Below are 21,383 nucleotides of genomic sequence, written 5' to 3'. Positions count from 1 at the left end.
GAAATGCAGCGATACAAAGCTAGAGCCGCAGTACTGTCGGCCATTTTTATGGGATTGGGACAAATATATAACCGCCAATTCATCAAAGGACTTATTTTCATAGCAGTAGAAGCAGCCGCACTATTCTATTTCATTACCAATTTGGGCAGGGCCTTCTGGGGCATCACCACACTCGGGGAATCTCCAAGCCGCCTTGAGAAGGTTAAGGGCATCGCAAAAATGGTTCCCGGTGATCATTCCATCGTCATTCTGATTGAAAGTCTAATTACCCTGCTGTTCTTGGTTTTATTCCTGATTGTCTGGTACATGAATATTAGGGATGCCCTTAAAATCGGAGCAGAACGCGAAACCGGTCGTCCATCGAATACATTCAAGCAATCCGTACGCTATATTCTGGATTACAAATTTGCCCAGAGCTTTTTGCTGCTTCCGGGTATCGGTATTTTGTTCTTTACCATCATGCCGATTATTTTTATGATCATGCTGGCCTTCACTAACTACGCCGCACCCGATCACATCCCGCCGGCCAGGCTGGTGGACTGGGTAGGCTTTGAAACCTTCCGTAACCTGCTGGTGCTGAAATCCTGGAGCCAGACCTTTTATGGAGTACTTACCTGGACAATTATCTGGGCGGTTCTATCGACTGTAACTACTTACTTCGGCGGGATGCTCGTTGCCCTGCTGATCAATCAAAAGGGGATCCGCTTCAAGGGACTGTGGAGAATGATTCTGATCGTCCCTTACGCCGTCCCGCAGATGATCTCCCTCCTGCTGATGCGCAACCTGTTCAACGGGCAGTTCGGCCCGATTAACCAATATCTCAAATACTTCGGACTTGGCGGACTACCGTGGCTGACTGATCCGTTCTGGGCGAAGGTCACGGTTATCATCGTCAACATGTGGGTCGGTATTCCGGTATCTATGCTGCTCATCATGGGCGTGCTGACCACAATCCCGCGGGATATGTATGAAGCAGCCGAAGTGGACGGGGCTACGAATTATCAGAAGTTCCGGATTGTCACCCTGCCGATGATTCTGTTCTCTACCGCGCCAACGCTGATTATGCAATTTGCCGGAAATATCAACAATTTCAACGCGATCTACCTGCTGACCGGAGGCAGTCCGGTGAAAGGTGACTATCAGTATGCCGGGTCAACGGACCTGCTGGTAACGTGGCTGTATAAGCTGACGCTGGATCAGAATAAGAATAATATGGCTTCTGCAATAGGCATTATACTCTTCATCATTGTTGCCGGGTTCTCCCTGTATAATTACCGCCGGACCAAATCATTCAAAGAGGAGGATATGATTCAATGATCATCGGACGCAAGCTTACGGGCTTTATTCGTTTGGGCCTCAGCTACATCATTCTGGTTATCCTGGCGATTGCTGCGATCTATCCGGCACTCTGGATTCTTCTGGCATCCTTCCGTCCGGGCAAATCCCTATACAGCAAAACGCTGATTCCCGACCATTTTACACTGGCTCATTACAAAGAGTTGTTCACTTCACCGGTCTATATGTTCGGAACCTGGTACGCAAATACGCTCAAGATTGCCGTGTTCTCCATGCTGATCGGCGTGGTGCTGACGCTTTTGACCAGTTACGCCTTATCCCGGTTCCGGTTCAAAAGCCGCAAGACGACCATGTCAACCCTGCTGATCCTCGGGATGTTCCCGGGCTTCATGAGTATGATTGCAATCTATCTGCTGCTGAAGGAGTTCAATCTGCTGGATACCCATCTGGCATTGATTATCGTGTACGCTGCCGGAGCACCGCTCGGAGGGACCTTGATTGCCAAAGGCTTCCTGGATACGATTCCGCGTTCGCTGGATGAAGCCGCGCGGATTGACGGGGCGAGTAACTTCGGGATTTTCACACGGATTATCCTGCCGCTGTCCCGCCCGATGATCACTTATATGGCACTGACCCAGTTTGTCGGCCCATGGGTGGACTTCATCTTCGCCAAGCTGATTCTGCGGACCAAGGAGAACTGGACCGTCGCGGTCGGAATGTGGGATATGGTCAATACGATGCAGAATTCCAACTTCACGCTGTTCGCAGCGGGTGCAGTATTGATCTCTGTACCGATAATGATTCTGTTCGGCTTCCTGCAGCGCCTGCTTGTTGATGGTCTGACCGCAGGGGCGAGCAAGGGGTAAGCCTTTATGGAATTAGGATAATAAGAAATGCTGATCTCATTATGAATAACAGGTGCGGCCTTTATGCAGTCAACGAAGGGCTGCACCTGTATTTTTTATCGAACAAATAAGGGGAGAGCGGAATGAACCGGCAGCGGAAATTAAACTTCAGATCGGTTGGCGTCAATTTATTTGTGATTCTGTTCTGTACAATTGTGCTATTGTCCTCTGTGCTGGGCTTAACCTCCTATTATGCTGCTAAAAGAATCATTACCAACGAGGTAGCAGCGGCATCCTCACAGTCTATTGTGCAGGCGGCGGACAAGCTGGACTTCCTGTTTGCTGAATATGAAGCGCTTTCAAGACAATTCGCAGTAGACTCTGCACTAAAATCAGATATGGAGACCATCCATAATCCCGGTGCCGGAACGGTAGCCAAGGTGGCAGCTGAAGACCGGATCCGCCGTAAGCTGGATTCCGTCCGGGGCTCCGATGAGCGCCTGCTGGGCGTCCGGCTGGTCGCAAGAAGCATGGTGGATGCTGAATCCTACAAATCAACAGGCATCAGTGGTGTGCGCAGTGATGAAGGCGTTCTTGCCCGCATGAAGGCGATCGATAACGGCAAAGGCAACCCCGTCTGGTTCCCCGCACGGGCCAAAGGCTTCTTCGATGCTTACAGTGAGTCCTCTATGACAATGGGCCGTCTGCTGCGGAATATCCAGAACCCGGCAGCGGAGTATTATATGCTGATTGAGCTGAAGGGTAAAGCTCTGACCGACGTATTATCCAATCTGCATATCGGACTTGCCGGGGAGATCCGCATCCTTGACAGGGCCGGCAATATTGTGTACGGGGCGGATAACGGGCTGCTCGGACAGCCTTCTTACATACAGGCAGCGGATACCGGGGTTGAAGGGCAGAAGCAATCCTTCACTGCGGCTGATGAGCAGGGCAGCTCACAGCTTGTGGTCTATCAGCCGCTGGTGACAGCTGACTGGACACTGCTGGGTTATGCGCCGGTGAGTGATTTCACTAAATCGGCAGACCGGCTGCTCTATATTACACTGCTGGTTGTGCTGGCTGCGGCTGTGATTGCGCTGGTGATTGGTTATGTGCTGGTGCGGCTGATCGGCCGCCCGCTCGGCAAGCTGGCCCGGCTGATGGAGGAAGGCGAACAGGGGAATCTGCAGGTGCGGACGAGCTTCAAGGGCCAGGATGAGATCGGGCGGCTGGGACACAGCTTCAACCGGATGATGGAGCAGATCTCCCGGCTGGCCGGCCAGAGCAGCAGTTCGGCGGCGGCGGTGCTGGCCACGTCCGAGCAATTGGTGCTTGCTTCGGGTGCGACCCGTACTCATGCCAGGGAAGTGGCTGCCGCAACCGGCGAGATCGCCGGCGGGGCAGCCAGCCTGGCGGCAGAAGCGGAGAGCAGCAACCGCAAGGTGGAGCTGATGGGAGACAAGACGGACGAAGTAGCGGGGACGAATGCAGTCATGGCTGATTCCGCAGGAAAGGTCATGGCGGTAAGCGATCAGGGAGCGGAGCTGATGAAGAAGCTGGTGGATCAAAGCGAATCTGCCCTGAAGATGATGAATCTGATTCAGGAGAACTCGGCCATGCTGCGTGACAGCATGGTGCTGATCCGCAGCATTCTCTCCCCGATGATTGCCATGAACAAGCAGACGAATATTCTGGCTCTTAATGCTTCTATTGAAGCTGTACGTGCGGGGGCTGCGGGGAGGGGCTTTAATGTCATTGCCGATGAGATCAGGGGACTGGCTAACCAATCCAGCCAGTCAATTGCGTCTGTCTCCAGAATTACGGAGGAGATCAGCGGCCATATCGAGAACACGGTTAAGGTAGTGAGTGAAGCAGCACCGCTGTTCAGCGGGCAGATAACCTCGGTCCGGGAATCTTCGCTTATCTTTGAAAGTGTGCGGGCGGAGATGGAAGTGTTCAGCGGTTATCTAAGCCAGTCTTCGGCGGCGGTTAAGGAGCTGACCGGTTACCGGCAGCAGCTGGGGCAATCCATGGCGAGCGTAATCTCGGTCGTGCAGCAGACCAGTGCCTCAACGGAGGAGGTGGCCTCGATGTCTTCACAGCAATTCATAGTGAGCGAGGAGCTGGTGGCTCTGTCAGGCAAGCTGGAGGTGTTAGCGGAGAAGCTGAAGCAGTCGATGGTTTCTTTTCAGGGATAAGCCGGTGTGTAGTTGATAAAGTGAAGTACTATTGCCAGAACTTACACTTGTCGTTATAGTTGTCTGTAAAAAACTGAAGGTGATGTCATGGATAAGCACTTATTTCTGAATGGCGGGGGCCCGCCGTTTACGCCGGATCTGGCAAGAAAGTTTAAAGATATAGTGGGTGAAGGCGCAGGTCCTGTTGTTGTATTATTCGTGGAGCGTGGGGAGAGCTGGGAAGATTACGTGCCGGTCTATACGCGTCCGCTGGCTGATGCAGGGTTAACAGAGTTCCGTTATCTGCCGCTGCCCGCTACACCTGCGGATGTTGTTGTTCAGAGCATAGAGACCTGCTCGGGCATTATCATCGGAGGCGGGGATACGGACCTGTATGCCGATTATATTGTAGATACCGCGATCGGCGGCGCTATTAAACGGAGGTATGAGTCTGGCGTTCCGGTTGCGGGGTTCTCGGCGGGAGCTTTAATCAGCCCTGAACTATGTATTATTTCCGCTAAGGATAATGAGAGCAGGTTGTTTGATCACCGCAAGGGCTTGAATCTGATCCCTGAGCTGCTGCTGTCCGTACATTTTACCCAGTGGGATGACGAAGATCATTTAAGAACCGCCGTCCGTACGTTCGGTGAGCTTCCGAATTACGGGATCGATGAAGAAACAGGGATCTACCTGTTGAACGGAGCGCTGGAAATGGCGGAGGGCGGCGGAGTGTATAGCGTGGTGAATGATGTTCTGACTAAGCTTCATTGATGATCGAAAACAAGGGTAGGGATAGACACTTAGATAGGATTATTGAAAACAAGAGTAGAGCGCTTCGTGCCTTTGCTCTTGTTTATTCTGCGTTCTTCTCTCTGCTGCACATAAAAAATAAGCGAAAATCCTGCACGAAATACAACAATCTCCTCATCAAATTAGCCTGAATGGAAAAATATTGTATTAAATACAGCATTTTATCTAATCCAATCGAATTAATGAACCAATTCTTGTATTTCATACAACAATACTCCGGACAACTCCCGGCTATATGAACTAAAGTTGTAATACTTACAACATTAACGCGAATAGAGAGTACTGAAAAAAATTTGATTATCTGCGAGGCGGGAGCTCTGAATCTATGTGATCCTCACCTGAAATTCTAATTTACATACAAGAATGATTAACTTATAAAGATATTTATTCCAGTATTGGACTTCGGCCAGCTTCTTGTCCTGGCGGAGCTCAAGGGATACACTTGTGCTATGAATACTGGCGAAGGAGGCATGCGGGATGCCGGAGTTGAACGGAAGTCTTTTTCAGCAGGCCTTGCTTGACGGGGATTACAGCCCGCGATTCCTGGCCTACTATTACAAGCAGTGGAGCAACTACACAATGGCCTACCATCAGCATAATTCCACCGAAATTATGTATCTCATCTCAGGCAGCTGTGTGGTCGAGGTGCGGGATGAATCGGGAGGCCATACCCCCTTCCGGCTGAAGCGGGGAGAAATGATTCTCCTGGATGCGGGCGTTCCGCACAGGCTGATCGTCGAAGACGGGTCCTCCTGCCGGATGCTGAATGTGGAGTTCGCATTCACAGAGTACGTCGGTGTAGCCCCCTCGGTAGGCAGGCTGGCCCGGGAGGAGGAGACGCTGGCGGATTTGCTGCAGAGTCCCTTCGATAGTCTGGTGCTGTCAGACCAGGAAGAGGTGTTTCATGTACTAAAGGCATTGGTGCTGGAGCTGGATCAGCAGGGCAAGAGCGGAAACAGTATGGTTCAGCTGCTGTTCTCGGAATTGCTGCTGCGTCTGTCCAGACTGCGGCGGGAATCGCTGCCGGCCAGCCAGCAGCCCTCACAGCTCTATGTACGGCGCGCGGTAGAGTTCCTGCACCAGAACTATGACCGGAGTATTCAAGTCAAGGAAGTTGCGCTCACTGTGAATGTCCACCCGGGTTATCTGCAGCGGATCTTCAGGACACATACCGGCCAGACCTTAACCGATTACTTGAACAGGCTGCGAATGGAGAAGGCCCGGATGCTGCTTGGGCAGAGTGAGATTCCAGTCGCGGAGATTGCCGATTATGTGGGCATTAGCAGCAGGCAGTATTTTCATCTCCTGTTCAAAAAGTATACCGGCTGTACTCCAATCGAATACCGCAACTCGCTGGACCGCCATTCCTGGAGTGAGGAATAGATGGGTTTCTGGATCTAAAGGTGAGAATTGTTGACACAATAACGGCAAAGTGGTCATGATATTGGTTACGCTTCCCGCAGCCTCCTTGCTACAATGGACAGGAACCCACTATTCTTTGCCGGAGGATGATAACGATGTCTTTTAAAGTAACCTTTATCGGGGCGGGCAGTATCGGATTTACACGCGGGCTGCTGCGCGACCTGCTTACAGTACCGGAATTCCGGAATATTGAAGTCTCATTCATGGATATAAACAGCCATAATCTGCAGATGGTCACCGAGCTGTGCCAGCGGGATATTAAGGAGAACGGCCTGGATATTGTGATCGCTCCCACCACGGACCGGAGAGAAGCGCTGAAGGATGCCAGGTACGTATTTTGCACTATCCGCATGGGCGGCCTTGAGGCGTTCGCCACCGATGTGGACATTCCGCTGAAATACGGCGTGGACCAATGCGTAGGTGATACGCTGTGTGCGGGAGGGATCATGTACGGACAGCGCGGCATTGCCGAGATGCTGGAGATCTGCCGGGATATCCGGGAGACGGCTGCGCCGGATGTGCTGCTCCTGAATTACTCGAATCCCATGGCCATGCTCACCTGGGCCTGCAATAAATATGGCGGTGTGCGGACCATCGGACTCTGCCATGGCGTACAGCACGGACATCATCAGATCGCCGAAGTCTACGGGCTGGAGAAGTCGCAGGTGGATATTATCTGCGCCGGAATCAATCACCAGACCTGGTACATCTCTGCGAAGCATGAGGGCAAGGATCTGACGGCCGGATTGCTGGAGGCCTTCGAGCAGCATCCGGAATTCAGCCGCACCGAGAAGGTGCGGATCGATATGCTCCGGCGCTTCGGCTACTACAGCACGGAGTCGAACGGACATCTGAGTGAATATGTTCCCTGGTACCGCAAACGCAGCGGCGAGATTCTGGACTGGATCGATCTGGGCAGCTGGATCAACGGCGAGACAGGCGGATACCTGCGGGTCTGCACAGAAGGCCGCAACTGGTTCGAAACGGACTTCCCGAACTGGATGAAGGAACCGGCTCTGGAGTATACCCGGGAGAACCGTGGCGAGGAGCATGGCTCCTATATAATAGAAGGACTTGAGACGGGCCGCGTATACAGAGGGCATTTCAATATGGTGAATAACGGGGTGATCTCCAATCTGCCGGATGATGCCATTATTGAAGCTCCGGGGTATGTAGACCGCAACGGTATCTCGATGCCGCTGGTCGGCGACCTGCCGCTGGGCCCGGCGGCTGTCTGCAATGTAAGCATCTCCGTGCAGCGGCTGGCCGTGGAAGCAGCCGTGCATGGCGATGACAAGCTGCTGCGCCAGGCCTTCATGATGGACCCGTTGGTCGGTGCGGTATGTAATCCGAAGGAGATCTGGCAGATGGTGGATGAGATGCTGGTTGCCGGAGAGCCTTGGCTGCCGCAGTACGGTGCGGCTATAGCTGAAGCGAAGGAACGCCTCGCTTCCGGTAATCTGATCCCGACGAATGCCGGCAACGAAGGCGCTGCCCGGCTGAAGGTGAAGACGGTGGACGAGATGATGCAGGACCGTGAGGCCGCGAACAAAAACGCGGGGGAGTCCGATAAGGGCAAGGATAGAGAGAAGGTGCACTAAATAAGTTAATTCGGCCGGAAGCAGCGCGTTTGCTTCCGGCTTTTTGTTGATGTTCGGGGACGTGAAGGTCACACAATTTAGATTGAAGCCGGAAATGAAAAAATTGGGGGAGTTACTGGTGCAGATGGCGTAGTCGGAATGAAGCGGACTGAGAAGACGCTATTTTGGTCAAAAGCCTCATATTGCCGCTGATTCGGACTGAGATTCCGTTATCTTGTTCAAATGAGCCACAAATGAAGCCTGATCGGTCAATTAACGGAATCTCAGTCCTTTTCACAAGCTGAATGGAGCCGGAGTGGGGAACGCGCTGTTGGAACGCCCCGCCAACACCCGGATCATCACCGCAGAACGCCCCGCCAACGCCCGAATCGTCACCGCAGAACACTCCGCCAACGCCCGGATCATCACCGCAGAACGCTCTGCGGAGCATTAAGGCTCACTCCCGGACCAGCTTGTCATTTTGCAGCTTGGTAATCTTGCGGCGGATAGGCATACTTAATGAAATGAAGAACAGGGCCAGAACGATGAGCAGCAGGCCCATAATAAGGTTGATTCTGTTGAGGGCGGTGGGATTGTTCACAAACATCAGGGATATATTAAAGACGCCAATGATCAGCTCCGCCACCGCGAGCGAAATCCATAACCGGAATATTCTCTGATAATGCTTAATTTTGGAATCGGTATCCGAATAAATGGTGAAGGCACCCTCCGCTGCTTTTCTTCGAAAGATTACCCAGCGCGGGTTGACATATACAGTCTTGCCCGACGGCTTTTTGCCGGCTGGCACACGCTCGGCTCCGGTCTCCTCCATGAACTGCAGGTATTCGGCAGACTTGGCTTTCTTCGGATCTTCCTCCAGCAGCTCAAGCCTGTAGATGTATTCCCCCGGGGCGCTCTCTTCAAATACATAACGGGCCCAGGAGTATTCGACAAGCGCAAGACCTTTGGCAGACATGTCATTCAGCCACTGCTCTTCCTTCTCAAAATCCGCGAAATATTTGCGTACCACATGACTCATTCCGGTTCGCCTCCTATTAGCTTTCTTCCATTAGACAACAGCTCATCGAGCCTGGTCATTTCGCTCAGCAGTGCAGATCTGCCTGACTCCGTAATCCGGTATTCCTTCTTGCGGGAATCCCGCCCGCCAGCCAGCGGCTCAATCCAGCCCCGCTCCACCAGCGTGCCAAGCGCGCCATACAGCGTGCCGGCGCCAAGCTCCACGCGCCCGTTACTCAGCAGCTTCACATTCTGCATAATTCCGTAGCCGTGCATCGGGGTGAACAGTGACAGAAGAATATAATATACGCCCTCTGTCAGCGCCCCGTATTCATTGCTTCCTGACAAATGCCTCACCTGCCTTAGTCTAGTATTAACGATTCGTTACATCAACTGACGTTATAGCAATCACCGTTACATCGCCTGACGCTATATCGTCAACCGATATACATATTATATCGGTCGCCGATATAGCAGTCAAGAGTATTTTGCGGAAAATACAAGCAAGCAAAAAGCAAAAAGCATCCCCTTGCGATGGATGAAAAGCTCGCAAGGGGACGCTTTTTGGCCTGGATAGCAGATGGAAGGGGGAAACAATGCCGAAATAAGCGTGCTGCATGACGTTGACAACTTCTTGTTGCTGTAAGCCATGGGAAACATCTTAGCTTATGCCCCGGTAGTTTTTTTACCGAAAAACGTCTTCAGCGCCTGATAGACTTCCTTCTTATCCTTAATGACATAATGCATGAACTGCTCCTGCTTCAGGTGGCGGTAGGCGGACATCAGTGTGCTGCTGCGGTTGTACTGGTTCACTTCACCATAGCCGAACATGTTGCTGCGCTTCAGTAGTTCACCGATCAGCTTGACGCAGCGTTCATTGTCGGAGGTCAGGTTGTCGCCATCCGAGAAATGGAAGGGATAAATGTTGTATTTGGCCGGCGGATAGCGGCTGTCGATAATCTCCAGCGCCTTCTGGTAAGCCGAGGAGCAGATGGTGCCGCCGCTCTCGCCGCGCGTGAAGAAGTCATGCTCGCTGACCTCTTTGGCCTCGGTATGATGAGCCAGGAATACAATATCCACCTTCTCATACTGGCGGCGCAGAAAGCGGGTCATCCAGAAGAAGAAGCTGCGTGCGCAGTATTTTTCAAAAGTACCCATGGAGCCTGAGGTGTCCATCATCGCAATAATTACGGCATTGGAATGGGGGACGGTAATGTCATCCCATGTTTTGTAGCGCAGATCGTCCGGGCTGATGCTGTGAATTCCCGGATTCCCGCTGCTGGCGTTGCGCCGGAGATTCTCCATCAGTGTGCGTTTTTTGTCGATGTTGGACATCATGCCTTTTTTGCGGATATCGTTGAAGACAATGGATTTGACCTCGATTTCTTCCTTGTCCTTCGGCTTCAGGTGGGGAAGCTCCATATCCTGGAACAGAATATCCTCCAGATCCTCAATATCCACTTCGGCTTCGACAGTATCCTGCCCGGGCTGATCCCCCGCCTTGTCACCTTTGCCCGGCTGGGCGGACTGCGAATCGCGGCCGAGCACATCGCCTACCTGACTCTCCCCGTCCCCCTGGCCGACATGCTTCTGCTTGCGGAAATTATAGATAATCCGGTATTCATCCAGACTGCGGATCGGCACCTTCACAATCTGCTTGCCGCCCGACAAAATAATGTTCTCCTCAGTAACGAGATCCGGCAGATTGTCCTTAATGGCTTCTCTGACCTTTTGCTGGTGACGCTCCTGATCCTGATGGCCTTTGCGGTGAAGGGACCAGTCTTCTTTAGACACAACAAAGGCGTATGGACCGGTTGGCTGGGGCAAGGATGACCACCTCCCATGATTCTCTGAAATTGGTACAGGCTACGCTTGTGACGGGTGCGGCTGGTTGTAACTAAAGTATATTCATGGGGATGGGGGATATGTGAGCTGTATTATTCACTGATTTCCTCAATGAGCAGTTTATAGCTGTTCGAGCGGGCTTCGCCGGAGTATCTTCGTCCGTCTATCGTGAATAAGTATAGGGCGGTCGAGGATCCCTGAAGCGATGTGCCCATATAATCAAGGTTGATTTTCACAAAATAAGTGAGGGTGACGGTCTGCCCGGGCTGTAGTGTTCCCAGAGCCACAGTTCCGCTGTACGGGGTTTCGGGTACAGTGATGGCGCTGATGGTAACGATATCCGGATCAATTACTGCTCCTTGCGGCACAATCCGGACCACAGAGACCTCTGCGGGATAATTCCCGCTGTTGGTGACAAGAATCCGGAATTCGGCAATGCTTCCAGGCTCGACAACCGGCGGCTCTCCTTGTATTTGAATGGAGACGATTGGCGAGAACAGCAGCGTAGTCACAGCATTGGTCCGGGTGATCTGCCGGACATTGCGTCCATCCGGAAGGGTGAATGTGTATTGGACACTGCCCTGGTTCTGAATGGCCGGAGTCTGGCGGATATCGGTGGCGCCCGGAATGGATACGAGACAATCAACCCTTACCGCCGAGCCTGCTCTTACCGTTCCGAGCGGAATGCCGTCCGCAGGCCGTTTTCCCTTCTGGGGAACACCGTCAATATGGATGCTGTCCCAGATGAATAGAACACCTGCCGGAATGAAGTCGGTCAACAGAGCCTCTACAGCCAGATTTCCGTTGTTGCGCACGGTGAACTCATACCGCAGATTATCGCCGGGAGCGGCGCTGTAGAGATCTACCTTCAAGCTGGCGGATACTCCCGGCTGGACGATCGTTATGAGGACTGTATTGCTCTCAGCGGTATTCCTGTTGTCATTGACCTCATAGGTGACCAACGCCTTCGCCGGCAATACCGGGTCCGGAGGGATTGCGGCCACCCGCACACGGAAGGAAATCTCGGCAGCCGAGCCTGTACTCAAGGAACCCAGCCTGATGCCAAGGGCCGGATCGGCCTCGGGCTGGTAGACCCCGCCTGCAATGACGCTGCCGGGGATGAATATAGCACCTTCCGGAACCGGAATGGTGGCGATAATCACGGCCAGCGGCCGGGTGCCTTCATTTCTGAGCTGCAGTGTATACGTCACGGCATCGCCGACAAAGGTAGTGGGTGTGCTGGCAGAGAGAAGCGTGGACAACTGATAAGACAGCAGGGAGACAATCACCGGGTTGGAGCGGACTTCCCCGCGTACCGTTCGTCCTTCGGGTGTGGAGAAGGAATAGGTGCCGACTGCCCTGTTATGCAAGGCCAGAGAAGGCGGGAGCGATACAACAATGACCTGGAAGGCGATCGTAACTCCGGAATGCGGAGAGAGAGTGCCTACCGGTATGCCGGAAGACGGAGTGACCCCCGGAAGGGGGACTCCGTCTCTAAGCACGCTGTTGGCAATAAAGGATACACCCGCAGGAAGGACATCAACGATGGTGACCAGTGCGGACGTATTGCCGCTGTTCTTGGCGAATACGGTGTAGACGAGCGTCTCCCCCAGGGAGGCGCTCGTGTGATCCGTAAGCTTGAGAAGGGATAGAACAGGGCCCACGACGGGAGTATTGACGGTATTGGAATAGGTAATGGCGTTAATACCCTCTGCCGAGCTGAATAGGACCATAGACTGGTTGCTTACGACAGGTTGAAGCCGTGAGCCTTCTGTCATATTACAATGACCTGAACCTGGAAGGTTACTGTAGTGGACGCCCCGGCGGCAATCGTGCCGATGACTATACCGGCAGCCGGGTTCGCACCAGGGCGGAAGACTCCGTCTACGGCAACACTGCCAACGACAAATTGGCTGCCTGCCGGAATCGGGTCAACCAGTACAACATTGTTGACGGGAACGATACCGTTATTGGTCACAACAATGGTATAGGTAATAATGTCGCCTACTACCGCATCGATTGCAGGAGTGCTCTTGACTGCTGTTACGTCCGGTGAAGAGACAGGGATAATCAGCGTATTCGACAGTGCAGAACCTGAGAGCAGACGGCCATCCGGCGGTGTGAAGGTGAAGGTGGCGGCGGCCTGGTTCACGAGCTGCTGCGGAGAAGGAAGGGAAGCTACCGTGACCTGCAGGGTGACTGTCACGAGGACTGTTGCTCCGGCTGCAACGGTGCCGAGATTAATGCCGGTAGTCGGGTCTGCACCCGGAACAGGCTGGCCGTTGACCAGTACGCTGTTCGGAATGAATACAGCTCCCGGCGGGATAGAGTCTGTTAAGGTTACGACAGCTGGCAGATTGCCTGAATTGGTAACGCTGAAGGAATAGGTCACGGTATCCCCAACCGTCGCATTGGCCGTATCCGCAGCTTTTACAATGCCGATGATCGGCTGGAATACCGGAGTAATGAGATTGTTGGAATAAGATGCGCCAGAGAATGCACCGGAAGTGAAGCTTACCGAAGCCTGGTTGTTCAGGATGGCCGGATTAGGCAAGGAGTTGACCAGAATATTGAATGTAACCAGGACCGTCGCGCCCGGGGCCACTGTTGCCAGTGAAATCCCGTTAGCCGGATTCGCTCCCGGCAGCGGAGTACCGTCCACAACTACGCTTCCGGCAACAAAGGAAGAGCCGGCCGGAATCGGGTCACTCAGTACAACATTATTGATCGGCGCTATGCCGCTGTTGGTAACGCTGATGCTGTATGGAACGGTATCTCCCGGAACTGCATCGGTTACAGTAGTGCTTTTGACAACGAGTACATTTGGCGATGATACCGAAATCTGATTGATGTTCGAGCTGGCCGACTGGTTGAAGGTCCGTCCGTCAGGAAGCGTATAGCTGAAGGCGATGATGGCCTGGTTGCTGAGCTGCTGGCTGGCTGGCAGTGTGGCAATGACGACAGAGAATGTTACCGCCAGCGATGCACCTGCAGCAACCGTACCCAGAGGGATTCCGGTGGCGGGATCTGCACCCGGTGCCGGGAAGCCGTTGATCAGCACGCTGTTAGGAACAAGCGTTGTACCTGCAGGAATCGTATCGGTCAGAGTGGCAGCAGCCGCATAGTTACCCGAATTGCTGACATTGACAGTATAAATAATGGTGTCTCCAACGGTTGCATTTACAGAGTTAGAGCTTTTGGCTGCCGCAATAATCGGCTGGAAGACCGGAGTGGTCACAATGTTCGAGAAGGCAACACTGGACAGTGCCCCGGAAGTGAAGCTGACCGATGACTGATTGTTAAGCACTCCCGAGACAGGGAGGGACGTTACAGTCACACTGAAAACTACAGTTACTGAAGCGCCTGGCGCGACGCTGCCAATGGTTACCCCGGTAGAAGGTGAAGCAGCCGGACGAGGGACGCCGTCTACCACTACACTGCCGGGAACGAAGGCCGTTCCTGCAGGTAAGGCATCTGTAAATACGACATTGTTAACGGTAGCGATCCCGTTATTGGTCAGACTGACCGAATACGTAATCGTATCGCCAACATTGGTAGCGGTGGTTGTGGTCGATTTGACGACCGCCAGATTCGGATTCGAGACAGGGATGGTCAGTGTGTTGGTGAGCACCGATCCGCCAAGGGTTCTTCCGTCAGGTAAGGTGAAGCTGTAGGCTGCCGTCCCCTGATTTACCAGTGTTTGCGGTGTAGGCAGTGAAGTGATCACCACCGAGAATGAGACAGCAACGGTTGCGCCCGGAGCGATGCTTCCGGCAGCGATGCCGGTGGTGGGATTGGCCTGCGGCAGAGGCAGCCCGTTGATCAGAACACTGTTTTCCTCAAAAGTAGTCCCGGCTGGGATGTTGTCCGTTACTGTCAGGCTTGCTGCGTAGTTGCCTGTATTGCTGACAGTTATAGTGTAGGTTACTGTATCACCCACCGTTGCGTTCGCGGTATTGGCGGTTTTGACAGCGGCGATATTCGGCTGGAAGACGGGAACCGCCACGGGGTTCGAGAAGGTGGAGCCTGTAAAGACACCGGAGGTGTAAGTTACAGTCGCCTGATTATCAATCGAAGTATCTGCTGGTACCGATGTTACCGTAACACTGTAGGAGACAATTGCGGAAGCACCGGATGCCAGTGTGCCAATGGGAATTCCTGTAGAAGGATGGGCATTTGGAAATGGCACGCCATTTACAGATACGCTGCCCGGCACGAAGGCTGCCCCATCTGGCGTTGGATCGCTGAGCACTACATTATTAACCGGGTCTATTCCGTTGTTCGTGATGCTTACCGAATAGGCGATAGTATCGCCCAGTGCCACCGAGGTTGAAGTCGTGCTCTTAACAACCGCCAGATTAGGAGCGGAGACAGCGATCGTTACAGTGTTGGAGACGGCGCTTCCGTTCAGCAGCCGCCCGTCCGGCGGTGTGAAGGTGTAGGTGGAAGCCGCCTGATTCACCAGCTGCTGCGGTGATGGCAGGGAGACAATGAAGACGGTGAAGCTGACAGAGACGCTGGCGCCGGGAGCGACAACCCCGACAGCAATGCCTGTATCCGGTGCCGCACCCGGCTGAGGGAAGCCGCCGACAATGACACTGTTTGGATCAAAGACGGTGCCGGCTGGAATATTATCGGTTAACGTTACATTGGCTGCAACGTTGCCGGCATTGCTGACAAGAATGGTATAGATGACCGTGTCGCCGACAGTGGCGTTCAGGTCGTTGGCGCTTTTGACCAGAGAAATTTGCGGCTGCGTTACCGGTGTGGTAGTGACGTTGGAAGATGAAGAGCCGGAGAAGACCCCGGAGGTGAAGCTGACGGTTGACTGGTTATTGACCTGTGAAGGAATCGGCATTGTTATCCTCACCTCGAATGTTACGGCAATTGAAGCCCCAGGGCCCAGACTGCCGATTGGAATGCCGGCGGACGGAACTGCCAGCGGCTGGGAGACGCCGCCTACAATTACGGTTCCGGGAATGAAAGCCGCATTCTCAGGCAGAGGATCGCTGAGAATGATATTGCTGACAGATGTAATACTGTTGTTGGTCAGCGCGGAGGTGAACGTAAGAATGTCGCCGGTTACGGCATCGATGGCATTCACGCTTTTGACCACACTGACATTGGGGGCAGAGACGGGAACAGTCAAAGCGTTCGATACGGTATTTCCGCCGAGCTGCCGTCCGTCCGGCAGCGTGAAGGTATAGGAGGCGGCCGCTGAATTGACCACCTGCTGGTTCGGCGGCAGTGACGTAACGGTAACCAGAAAACTGACGGTGACGCTGTCTCCGGGAGCAAGCGGGCCTACCGGAATTCCGGTCAGCGGGCTGAAGCCGGGCAGCGGCGTTCCGCCTACGCTTACACTGTTGGTCTCGAAGACCGTTTGCGGCGGCAGAATGTCGGTCAGATTCAGGGTTGCGGCAATATTGCCGGTATTGCTGGCGAATATGGAGAAGGATAGCAGACTGCCCACCGAGGCTTGTGCAGGGCTGGAGCTTTTGACTAGCCCAATCACCGGGGTGAAGACTGGAGTAAGTATAGTGTCCGAAAGAGCTGTTCCACTGAATGCACCCGCTGTGAAAGAAGCACTCGCCCGGTTGTTCAGCTGAGGCGGGCTTGGAACAGAAGTGGCGTTGACCTGGAAGACTACAATACTCGTTGCTCCGGCAGCAAGCGTACCCAGGGCGATCCCGGCATTCGGATTCGCAGACGGTACAGCAGCCCCGTTCACCGTGACGGTTCCCGCTACAAAGGCGCTCCCGGCAGGGGCGGGATCGGACAGAACGACATTGTTAACCGCCACACCGCTGGGGTTGGATACCGACACGGTGTAGGTGAGATATTCCCCTACTGCTATAGCGGTGACATTGGCGCTCTTGAGGAGCGTGATGTTAGGTGCAGATACCGGAATGGTAACCGTGTTCGACACACTTCCGCCGGACAGGGCACGTCCGCTGGGCAGCTGGTACGTATAGCTGCTGCTTCCCTGGTCGGTCAAGGTTGCCGGAGACGGCAGAGATTGAACCGACGTCAGAAAAGTCACCGTAAAGCTTGCTCCGGGTGCTACTGACCCCAGCGGGATTCCGCTAACGGGTGAGTCTGCCGGGCGGACAACGCCATTCACCGTAACACTTCCGGCAACGAAGACGGACCCGGCCGGAATCGTGTCGGTCAAGCTCACCGTTGCGGCGATATTGCCTGTGTTCCTCACTACCAGCGTATACTGCACATTGCCCCCGACCGTCGCGCTGCCCGGACTCGCGCTTTTGACGATACCGATTACGGGTTGAAATACAGGGGTTAGGGTTGTATTCGATTGGGTGATTGCATTAAATGCTCCCGAGCTGTACGAAGCGGACGACTGGTTGGAGAGCTGGCCGCTTCCCGGCACGGAAGTGACATTCACCTGGAACGTAACGGTTACACTGGCTCCGGGAGCGATGGTTCCGATGGTAATCCCGGAAGCCGGATCAGCAGTCGGCCGTGCACTACCTGCTACAGTGACACTTCCCGCCACAAAGGTGCTCCCGGGGGGGATCGGATCAGAGAGTACGGTATTCGTGACTGCGACAATTCCGTTGTTAGTGACCACCGATGTATACACCAGGGTGTCACCTACGGCAACATCCGGGAAGCTGGCGCTTTTGACAATAGCGACACTCGGCAGCCTGACCGGTATGGTCAGCGTGTTGGAGGTTGCCGTTCCGGGAACGGTCCGGCCGTCGGGAACGATAAAGCTATAGGCTGCCGTGGCCTGATCGACCAGCTGCGGAGGCGATGGCAGACTGTTTACTAGCACACGGAATTGTACAGTTGAGGTTGCCCCGGCAGCAATGGTGCCAATAGGGATGCCGGCGGCGGGATTGCCTGCAACCGGAGTGCCGTTGACCGTAAAGCTTCCCGGAACATAGGTGCTGCCCGCAGGAATATTGTCAGTGAGTGTAGTTGTGGCGCCGATATTACCGGTGTTTGCAATCTGGAGCGTATAGATAATCTGATCACCGACGGTAGCGTTGGTCGTATTTGCGCTTTTGACGATGCCAAGAACCGGAGAATAGACCGGCAGCGAGCTTGTATTGGAGGGAATAACCCCGCTCACAATCGGGCCGCCCGCTACGCTCTGGAACGTAAATGCGGCATTGGCTGTGTTGGCGACAATTTGTGTGCTTGGCAAGGATGTAACCCTGGCTTGATATGTAATCGTGATTGAAGTACCCAGGGCCAGAGATCCGAGAGGGATGCCGGATGTTATGTCAAAAGCCGGCCGGGAAACCCCGGCTACCACAACGCTTCCGGCCACAAAGGTCAGGCCTGGCGGCAGCGTGTCTGACAGTACAACACTGGCTGCGCTTGCCGTGCCGGTATTGCTGACGGTAACGGTGTACGTGACCAGATCACCAACGATTGTACCGGCGACATTGGAGGCCTTGGTTAATGAGATTCTGGGTGCATTGATATCAATCTGCAGCCCGTTAGCATTAACGACGTATGCATCGCCAGACGTAGTCAGTGTCAGCAAAGCCGAGGACTGATTGTTAACCAGGCGCGCGCCAACATCCACGTTCGTGATATCCCAGCCCTGCCGGCCGCCGACAATGTTGGAGCCGGGACTGCCGTTCGTCTGGTTGCGGTTTCCGAACGTACCGGTGGTATTCAGGTTGCCGGTATCATTATTGATCTGTGAAGCGAAGAAGTTGTTGGCAAAGTTGTTCGGGCCTGACAAAGCGACCTGGGTCGCGGAGGTGGGCCCGAAGAGCGCCTGATCTCCTGAACGGTTGGCATCTCCTTCCTGGGCACTGAACATGATGCGGCCGCCGAGTGCTCCTGTGACAGGTGTGGCAAATCCGGTAATCGTTGTGACAACCGGGGCAGAGGTGGACTGGACAAGTACGGCCCCCGCCCGCAGAGACATGTTGCGGAAAGGGAGTGACGGATTCTGGTAGATGACAGCAAGCGTCCACCCCGCATGATTAGCAGTAGCGTCACCGTTGATAACGATGGTGCCGACTACGCCTCCGGTGATATAGGTTCCGGCTCCAGAGGCTTGAATAATGCTGGTCACATTGGCGGAACGGACATAGGCGAGCGCTCCGCCTCCCAGATCTACGGAATTGGCAGTGGCTGCGTCGGGGGACACGCTGACCGTGTTACCGAGCGGTGTTATGAAAGAAACGGGATTGTTGATCGCCGCAGTGAGGTTGACGTTCCCGTTAACATAGGAACCGCCCCAGATCAGTTCTGCATACAGGACCGTGCTCCCCGCCGGAAGCACCAGGACCGCTGCTGAACTGTTGCTCTGGTACAGATTTGTAGTGCCAGCAGGATAAGTGCCGAATATGGAGGCTGTATTCACCGTGGAGAAGGCCCCGATACTATCCTGGGTACCCGGAACCCCAAGCGTATCGGACCGGCTTAACCCCAATGTATTGCCTGTAAAAGTAATGGCACCTGTTGCATTAACCGTAGACCGAACGACTAGAGGAATGATTTTCACCTCCTTTTGGGAGTGCTGAATTCAAATCGGAAGACAACGAAAAAAAGCAGACCGACTCCTGCTTGAGGTCGATGTGCCATCTTTCTTGTGTGGTATTAGCCTATGTGCGGTGCAAGGCATTATTGTATGTCCATTTGCGATTCTTTTTCATTAATTATGTCTGTTCTGCGACCGGAGCCGGCGTTCGAACAGCGCGCGCGGTTCCGGATAGACTTTTCTGCTCATGGCTTCCAGCTCTTCCCGGCTGATCTCCCGCTTAATTACGGCAAAATGATACATGATTTCATGGACGACATTGGACTGCAGCGTCTTGAGCACCTCCAGCTCCTCCGTCTCATAGAGCGAGTCGTCAAAAGGATACTGATAGAACAGCTCCATCCGCAGCAGTCTGAAATCAAACGGCGGCGCAGGAGCCGGATAGTCCGGAATCTCCGGGGAGATTGGGCTGAGAGAAGGCTGAAAAAAGCTGCCGGTCAGATAACGGGGTGTATATTCGTCAAACTTCTGTTTGAACATAGGGTTGGAGATATGCGGAAAACTATGGGCATAGGGTGAGAGAATGCAGATGACCGCTTTATGCGTGCTGATTCTGTGAATCTCGGACAATGCTGCAAACAAGTCGTTTACATAGGGCATTACCCGGCTGGCCATCACGAATTCGGCGGTATTATCAGGCAGGGGAATGCCCTCGCAAATATCGCAGACAATATCCACACCGGGGTATAACTTGCGGTCGATTCCCAGATAACCGGATTCTTTGCCGGGACCGCAGCCGATATCGATTCTCAGGGGAAATCACTCCTTCAAGGTGCTGAATAAGGCTCTCCATCATTGTATTAAATCTGCGGTTCTGTGCGTACGGCGGATGCCCAGCCCCGTCCGGTAAGTTTATGCCCCCCGGCCTTTGGGGTAATCGTTAATAAGGTAAGCAGCAGACTCAGGGCTTACCGTGAGATATGGAGGAGGTAAGGCTATGAGATCACAACGTTCGCTGCCTGCTATCGCAGCAGTCGCTGTACTAATGCTGGCCTTAACCGCCTGCGGCGGGAATCATCCGGCTGAAGCGCCGGGGCTACCCTCAGCAGGCCCGTCATCTGCACCTGTAGAGAGCGCAGCTGCGCCGAGCCCCAGCCCTGCTCTCCCGCCAAGTCCTACCGGAGCTGCAGAGGCACAGGTTATTCAGGGATCCGGCGTATATATCGGACAGATTGATAATCATTCCGTAGAGATTGAGACTGAAGAAGGACCCACAGCCTTTGAGCTGGGTGCCGGCACGGAGGATGCGCCGGAGCTGCTCGAAATGGATGATGCCGTTGTTTTTGCGTATGTGGAAAAAGTGGTCGGAAGCGATGGGACCGCGGTCCAGCGTGTGTTGTCCAGCCTGTCCAAGGCAGAGGGCGGAGGGGCCGCACCGGCGGCCAGTGCGCTCCCGGATACGCAGACCTTCAGGCTGACACTGGAAGGGATGGAGGAAGAGAAGACGGCGGCACTTGCCGAAGGAGAAGGGTACTCCCTGTATGTATTCGATATCTTCAGCTTTGACGCGGCCAGCGGCAAGCTGGCGATGAAGGTAGACCCGGGGTATTACGCCGAAATTATCAAGCTTCCTGCCGATTTCGATCTGGATGCCATAGAGCAGGAGGGGAAGGCTGAACTTGCGGCTACAGGCAAGGTTACGGCGCTTACCCGGGAAGAGCGGGACCGGCGGATGTCCGGCATCCGCTTGTATCTTACCGCAATGGGCTCTGGCCTGACCCGCCAGGTTGCCGTGAAGGAAGTTGATGGCCAAGGCTATCTCATCAGGCTGAACATTCCGCAGCGGGAAGCTTCGGAAGGCTTCGGGCCGCATGTGTATGCTTCACTGGATTCACTGGTTAATCAGTGAAGCACGGAGCAG

At 54.1% G+C, this 21,383-nt stretch carries 14 protein-coding genes; 7 read left to right on the top strand and 7 right to left on the bottom strand.

Translation table 11 applies throughout. The annotated features are described in order from the left end of the window. The first annotated feature begins 3 nt into the window (after positions 1–3). The 6 genes from NYE33_RS29990 to NYE33_RS29965 all read left to right on the top strand — a co-directional run bounded on the left by NYE33_RS29990 (position 4) and on the right by NYE33_RS29965 (position 8,151). Positions 4–1,317, top strand: coding sequence for a carbohydrate ABC transporter permease (locus NYE33_RS29990; protein ID WP_042135247.1), 1,314 nt, complete (start codon positions 4–6; stop codon positions 1,315–1,317). Continuing rightward, on the top strand, positions 1,314–2,162 hold the full coding sequence (locus NYE33_RS29985; protein ID WP_042135249.1) for a sugar ABC transporter permease: 849 nt from the start codon (positions 1,314–1,316) through the stop codon (positions 2,160–2,162). The genes NYE33_RS29990 and NYE33_RS29985 overlap by 4 nt, the downstream gene beginning before the upstream one ends. A 122-nt stretch (positions 2,163–2,284) precedes the next feature. Next, positions 2,285–4,339: a methyl-accepting chemotaxis protein gene (locus NYE33_RS29980; protein ID WP_341068975.1), complete on the top strand. Its 2,055-nt coding sequence runs from the start codon at positions 2,285–2,287 to the stop codon at positions 4,337–4,339. Positions 4,340–4,426: 87 nt separating this feature from the next. Next, positions 4,427–5,089 carry a Type 1 glutamine amidotransferase-like domain-containing protein gene (locus tag NYE33_RS29975; RefSeq protein ID WP_042135252.1) on the top strand — a complete coding sequence of 221 codons (663 nt, stop codon included), beginning with the start codon at positions 4,427–4,429 and terminating at the stop codon, positions 5,087–5,089. A 525-nt stretch (positions 5,090–5,614) separates the two neighbouring features. Further along, positions 5,615–6,511, top strand: coding sequence for an AraC family transcriptional regulator (locus NYE33_RS29970; RefSeq protein WP_341070062.1), 897 nt, complete (start codon positions 5,615–5,617; stop codon positions 6,509–6,511). 134 nt (positions 6,512–6,645) lie between these two features. Further along, complete coding sequence (locus tag NYE33_RS29965) at positions 6,646–8,151, top strand: alpha-glucosidase/alpha-galactosidase (protein WP_341068972.1); 1,506 nt, start codon at positions 6,646–6,648, stop codon at positions 8,149–8,151. A 112-nt stretch (positions 8,152–8,263) separates the two neighbouring features. On the opposite strand, the gene NYE33_RS29960 is transcribed toward NYE33_RS29965, so the two are convergent. The 7 genes from NYE33_RS29960 to NYE33_RS29930 form a co-directional block, all read right to left on the bottom strand. After that, positions 8,264–8,581 (bottom strand): hypothetical protein, encoded by a 318-nt coding sequence (locus NYE33_RS29960; RefSeq protein ID WP_341068969.1) that lies wholly within the window; start codon positions 8,579–8,581, stop codon positions 8,264–8,266. A 6-nt stretch (positions 8,582–8,587) separates the two neighbouring features. Further along, on the bottom strand, positions 8,588–9,169 hold the full coding sequence (locus tag NYE33_RS29955; protein WP_076242695.1) for a DUF2812 domain-containing protein: 582 nt from the start codon (positions 9,167–9,169) through the stop codon (positions 8,588–8,590). After that, entirely contained in the window at positions 9,166–9,495 is a 330-nt protein-coding gene (locus tag NYE33_RS29950) for a PadR family transcriptional regulator (RefSeq protein ID WP_341068965.1), read from the bottom strand. Before NYE33_RS29950 ends, NYE33_RS29955 begins: the two co-directional genes overlap by 4 nt. A gap of 318 nt (positions 9,496–9,813) precedes the next feature. Beyond that, a complete protein-coding gene (gene yhbH / locus NYE33_RS29945; RefSeq protein ID WP_042135257.1) occupies positions 9,814–10,974 on the bottom strand; it encodes a sporulation protein YhbH in 1,161 nt (386 codons plus the stop codon). Positions 10,975–11,084: 110 nt separating this feature from the next. Then, positions 11,085–12,770: a hypothetical protein gene (locus NYE33_RS29940; protein ID WP_341068964.1), complete on the bottom strand. Its 1,686-nt coding sequence runs from the start codon at positions 12,768–12,770 to the stop codon at positions 11,085–11,087. Beyond that, positions 12,767–19,486, bottom strand: a complete 6,720-nt coding sequence (locus NYE33_RS29935) for a DUF7507 domain-containing protein (RefSeq protein WP_341068962.1) — start codon at positions 19,484–19,486, stop codon at positions 12,767–12,769. The genes NYE33_RS29940 and NYE33_RS29935 overlap by 4 nt, the downstream gene beginning before the upstream one ends. Before the next feature lie 150 nt (positions 19,487–19,636). Then, positions 19,637–20,200, bottom strand: a complete 564-nt coding sequence (locus NYE33_RS29930; protein ID WP_256703750.1) for a class I SAM-dependent methyltransferase — start codon at positions 20,198–20,200, stop codon at positions 19,637–19,639. A 259-nt stretch (positions 20,201–20,459) separates the two neighbouring features. Here NYE33_RS29930 and NYE33_RS29925 point away from each other — a divergent pair, with 259 nt between their 5' ends. Continuing rightward, a complete protein-coding gene (locus NYE33_RS29925) occupies positions 20,460–21,371 on the top strand; it encodes a hypothetical protein (RefSeq protein ID WP_042135264.1) in 912 nt (303 codons plus the stop codon). Positions 21,372–21,383: the final 12 nt, after the last annotated feature.

This window comes from Paenibacillus sp. FSL R10-2199 (assembly GCF_038000235.1).
Classification (GTDB): Bacteria; Bacillota; Bacilli; order Paenibacillales; family Paenibacillaceae; genus Paenibacillus_AQ; species Paenibacillus_AQ phytohabitans.
The sequence above is the reverse complement of the archived record's forward strand: the minus strand, read 5'-3'. Positions and strand labels throughout refer to the sequence as shown.

Bases quoted from the DNA above. Each gene is read 5' to 3' on its own strand.
- NYE33_RS29980 (WP_341068975.1), top strand. From the start codon at position 2,285: ATGAACCGGCAGCGGAAATTAAACTTCAGATCGGTTGGCGTCAATTTA.
- NYE33_RS29955 (WP_076242695.1), bottom strand. From the start codon at position 9,169: ATGAGTCATGTGGTACGCAAATATTTCGCGGATTTTGAGAAGGAAGAG.
- NYE33_RS29960 (WP_341068969.1), bottom strand. From the start codon at position 8,581: ATGCTCCGCAGAGCGTTCTGCGGTGATGATCCGGGCGTTGGCGGAGTG.
- NYE33_RS29925 (WP_042135264.1), top strand. From the start codon at position 20,460: ATGAGATCACAACGTTCGCTGCCTGCTATCGCAGCAGTCGCTGTACTA.
- NYE33_RS29990 (WP_042135247.1), top strand. From the start codon at position 4: ATGCAGCGATACAAAGCTAGAGCCGCAGTACTGTCGGCCATTTTTATG.
- NYE33_RS29985 (WP_042135249.1), top strand. From the start codon at position 1,314: ATGATCATCGGACGCAAGCTTACGGGCTTTATTCGTTTGGGCCTCAGC.
- NYE33_RS29940 (WP_341068964.1), bottom strand. From the start codon at position 12,770: ATGACAGAAGGCTCACGGCTTCAACCTGTCGTAAGCAACCAGTCTATG.
- NYE33_RS29975 (WP_042135252.1), top strand. From the start codon at position 4,427: ATGGATAAGCACTTATTTCTGAATGGCGGGGGCCCGCCGTTTACGCCG.
- NYE33_RS29965 (WP_341068972.1), top strand. From the start codon at position 6,646: ATGTCTTTTAAAGTAACCTTTATCGGGGCGGGCAGTATCGGATTTACA.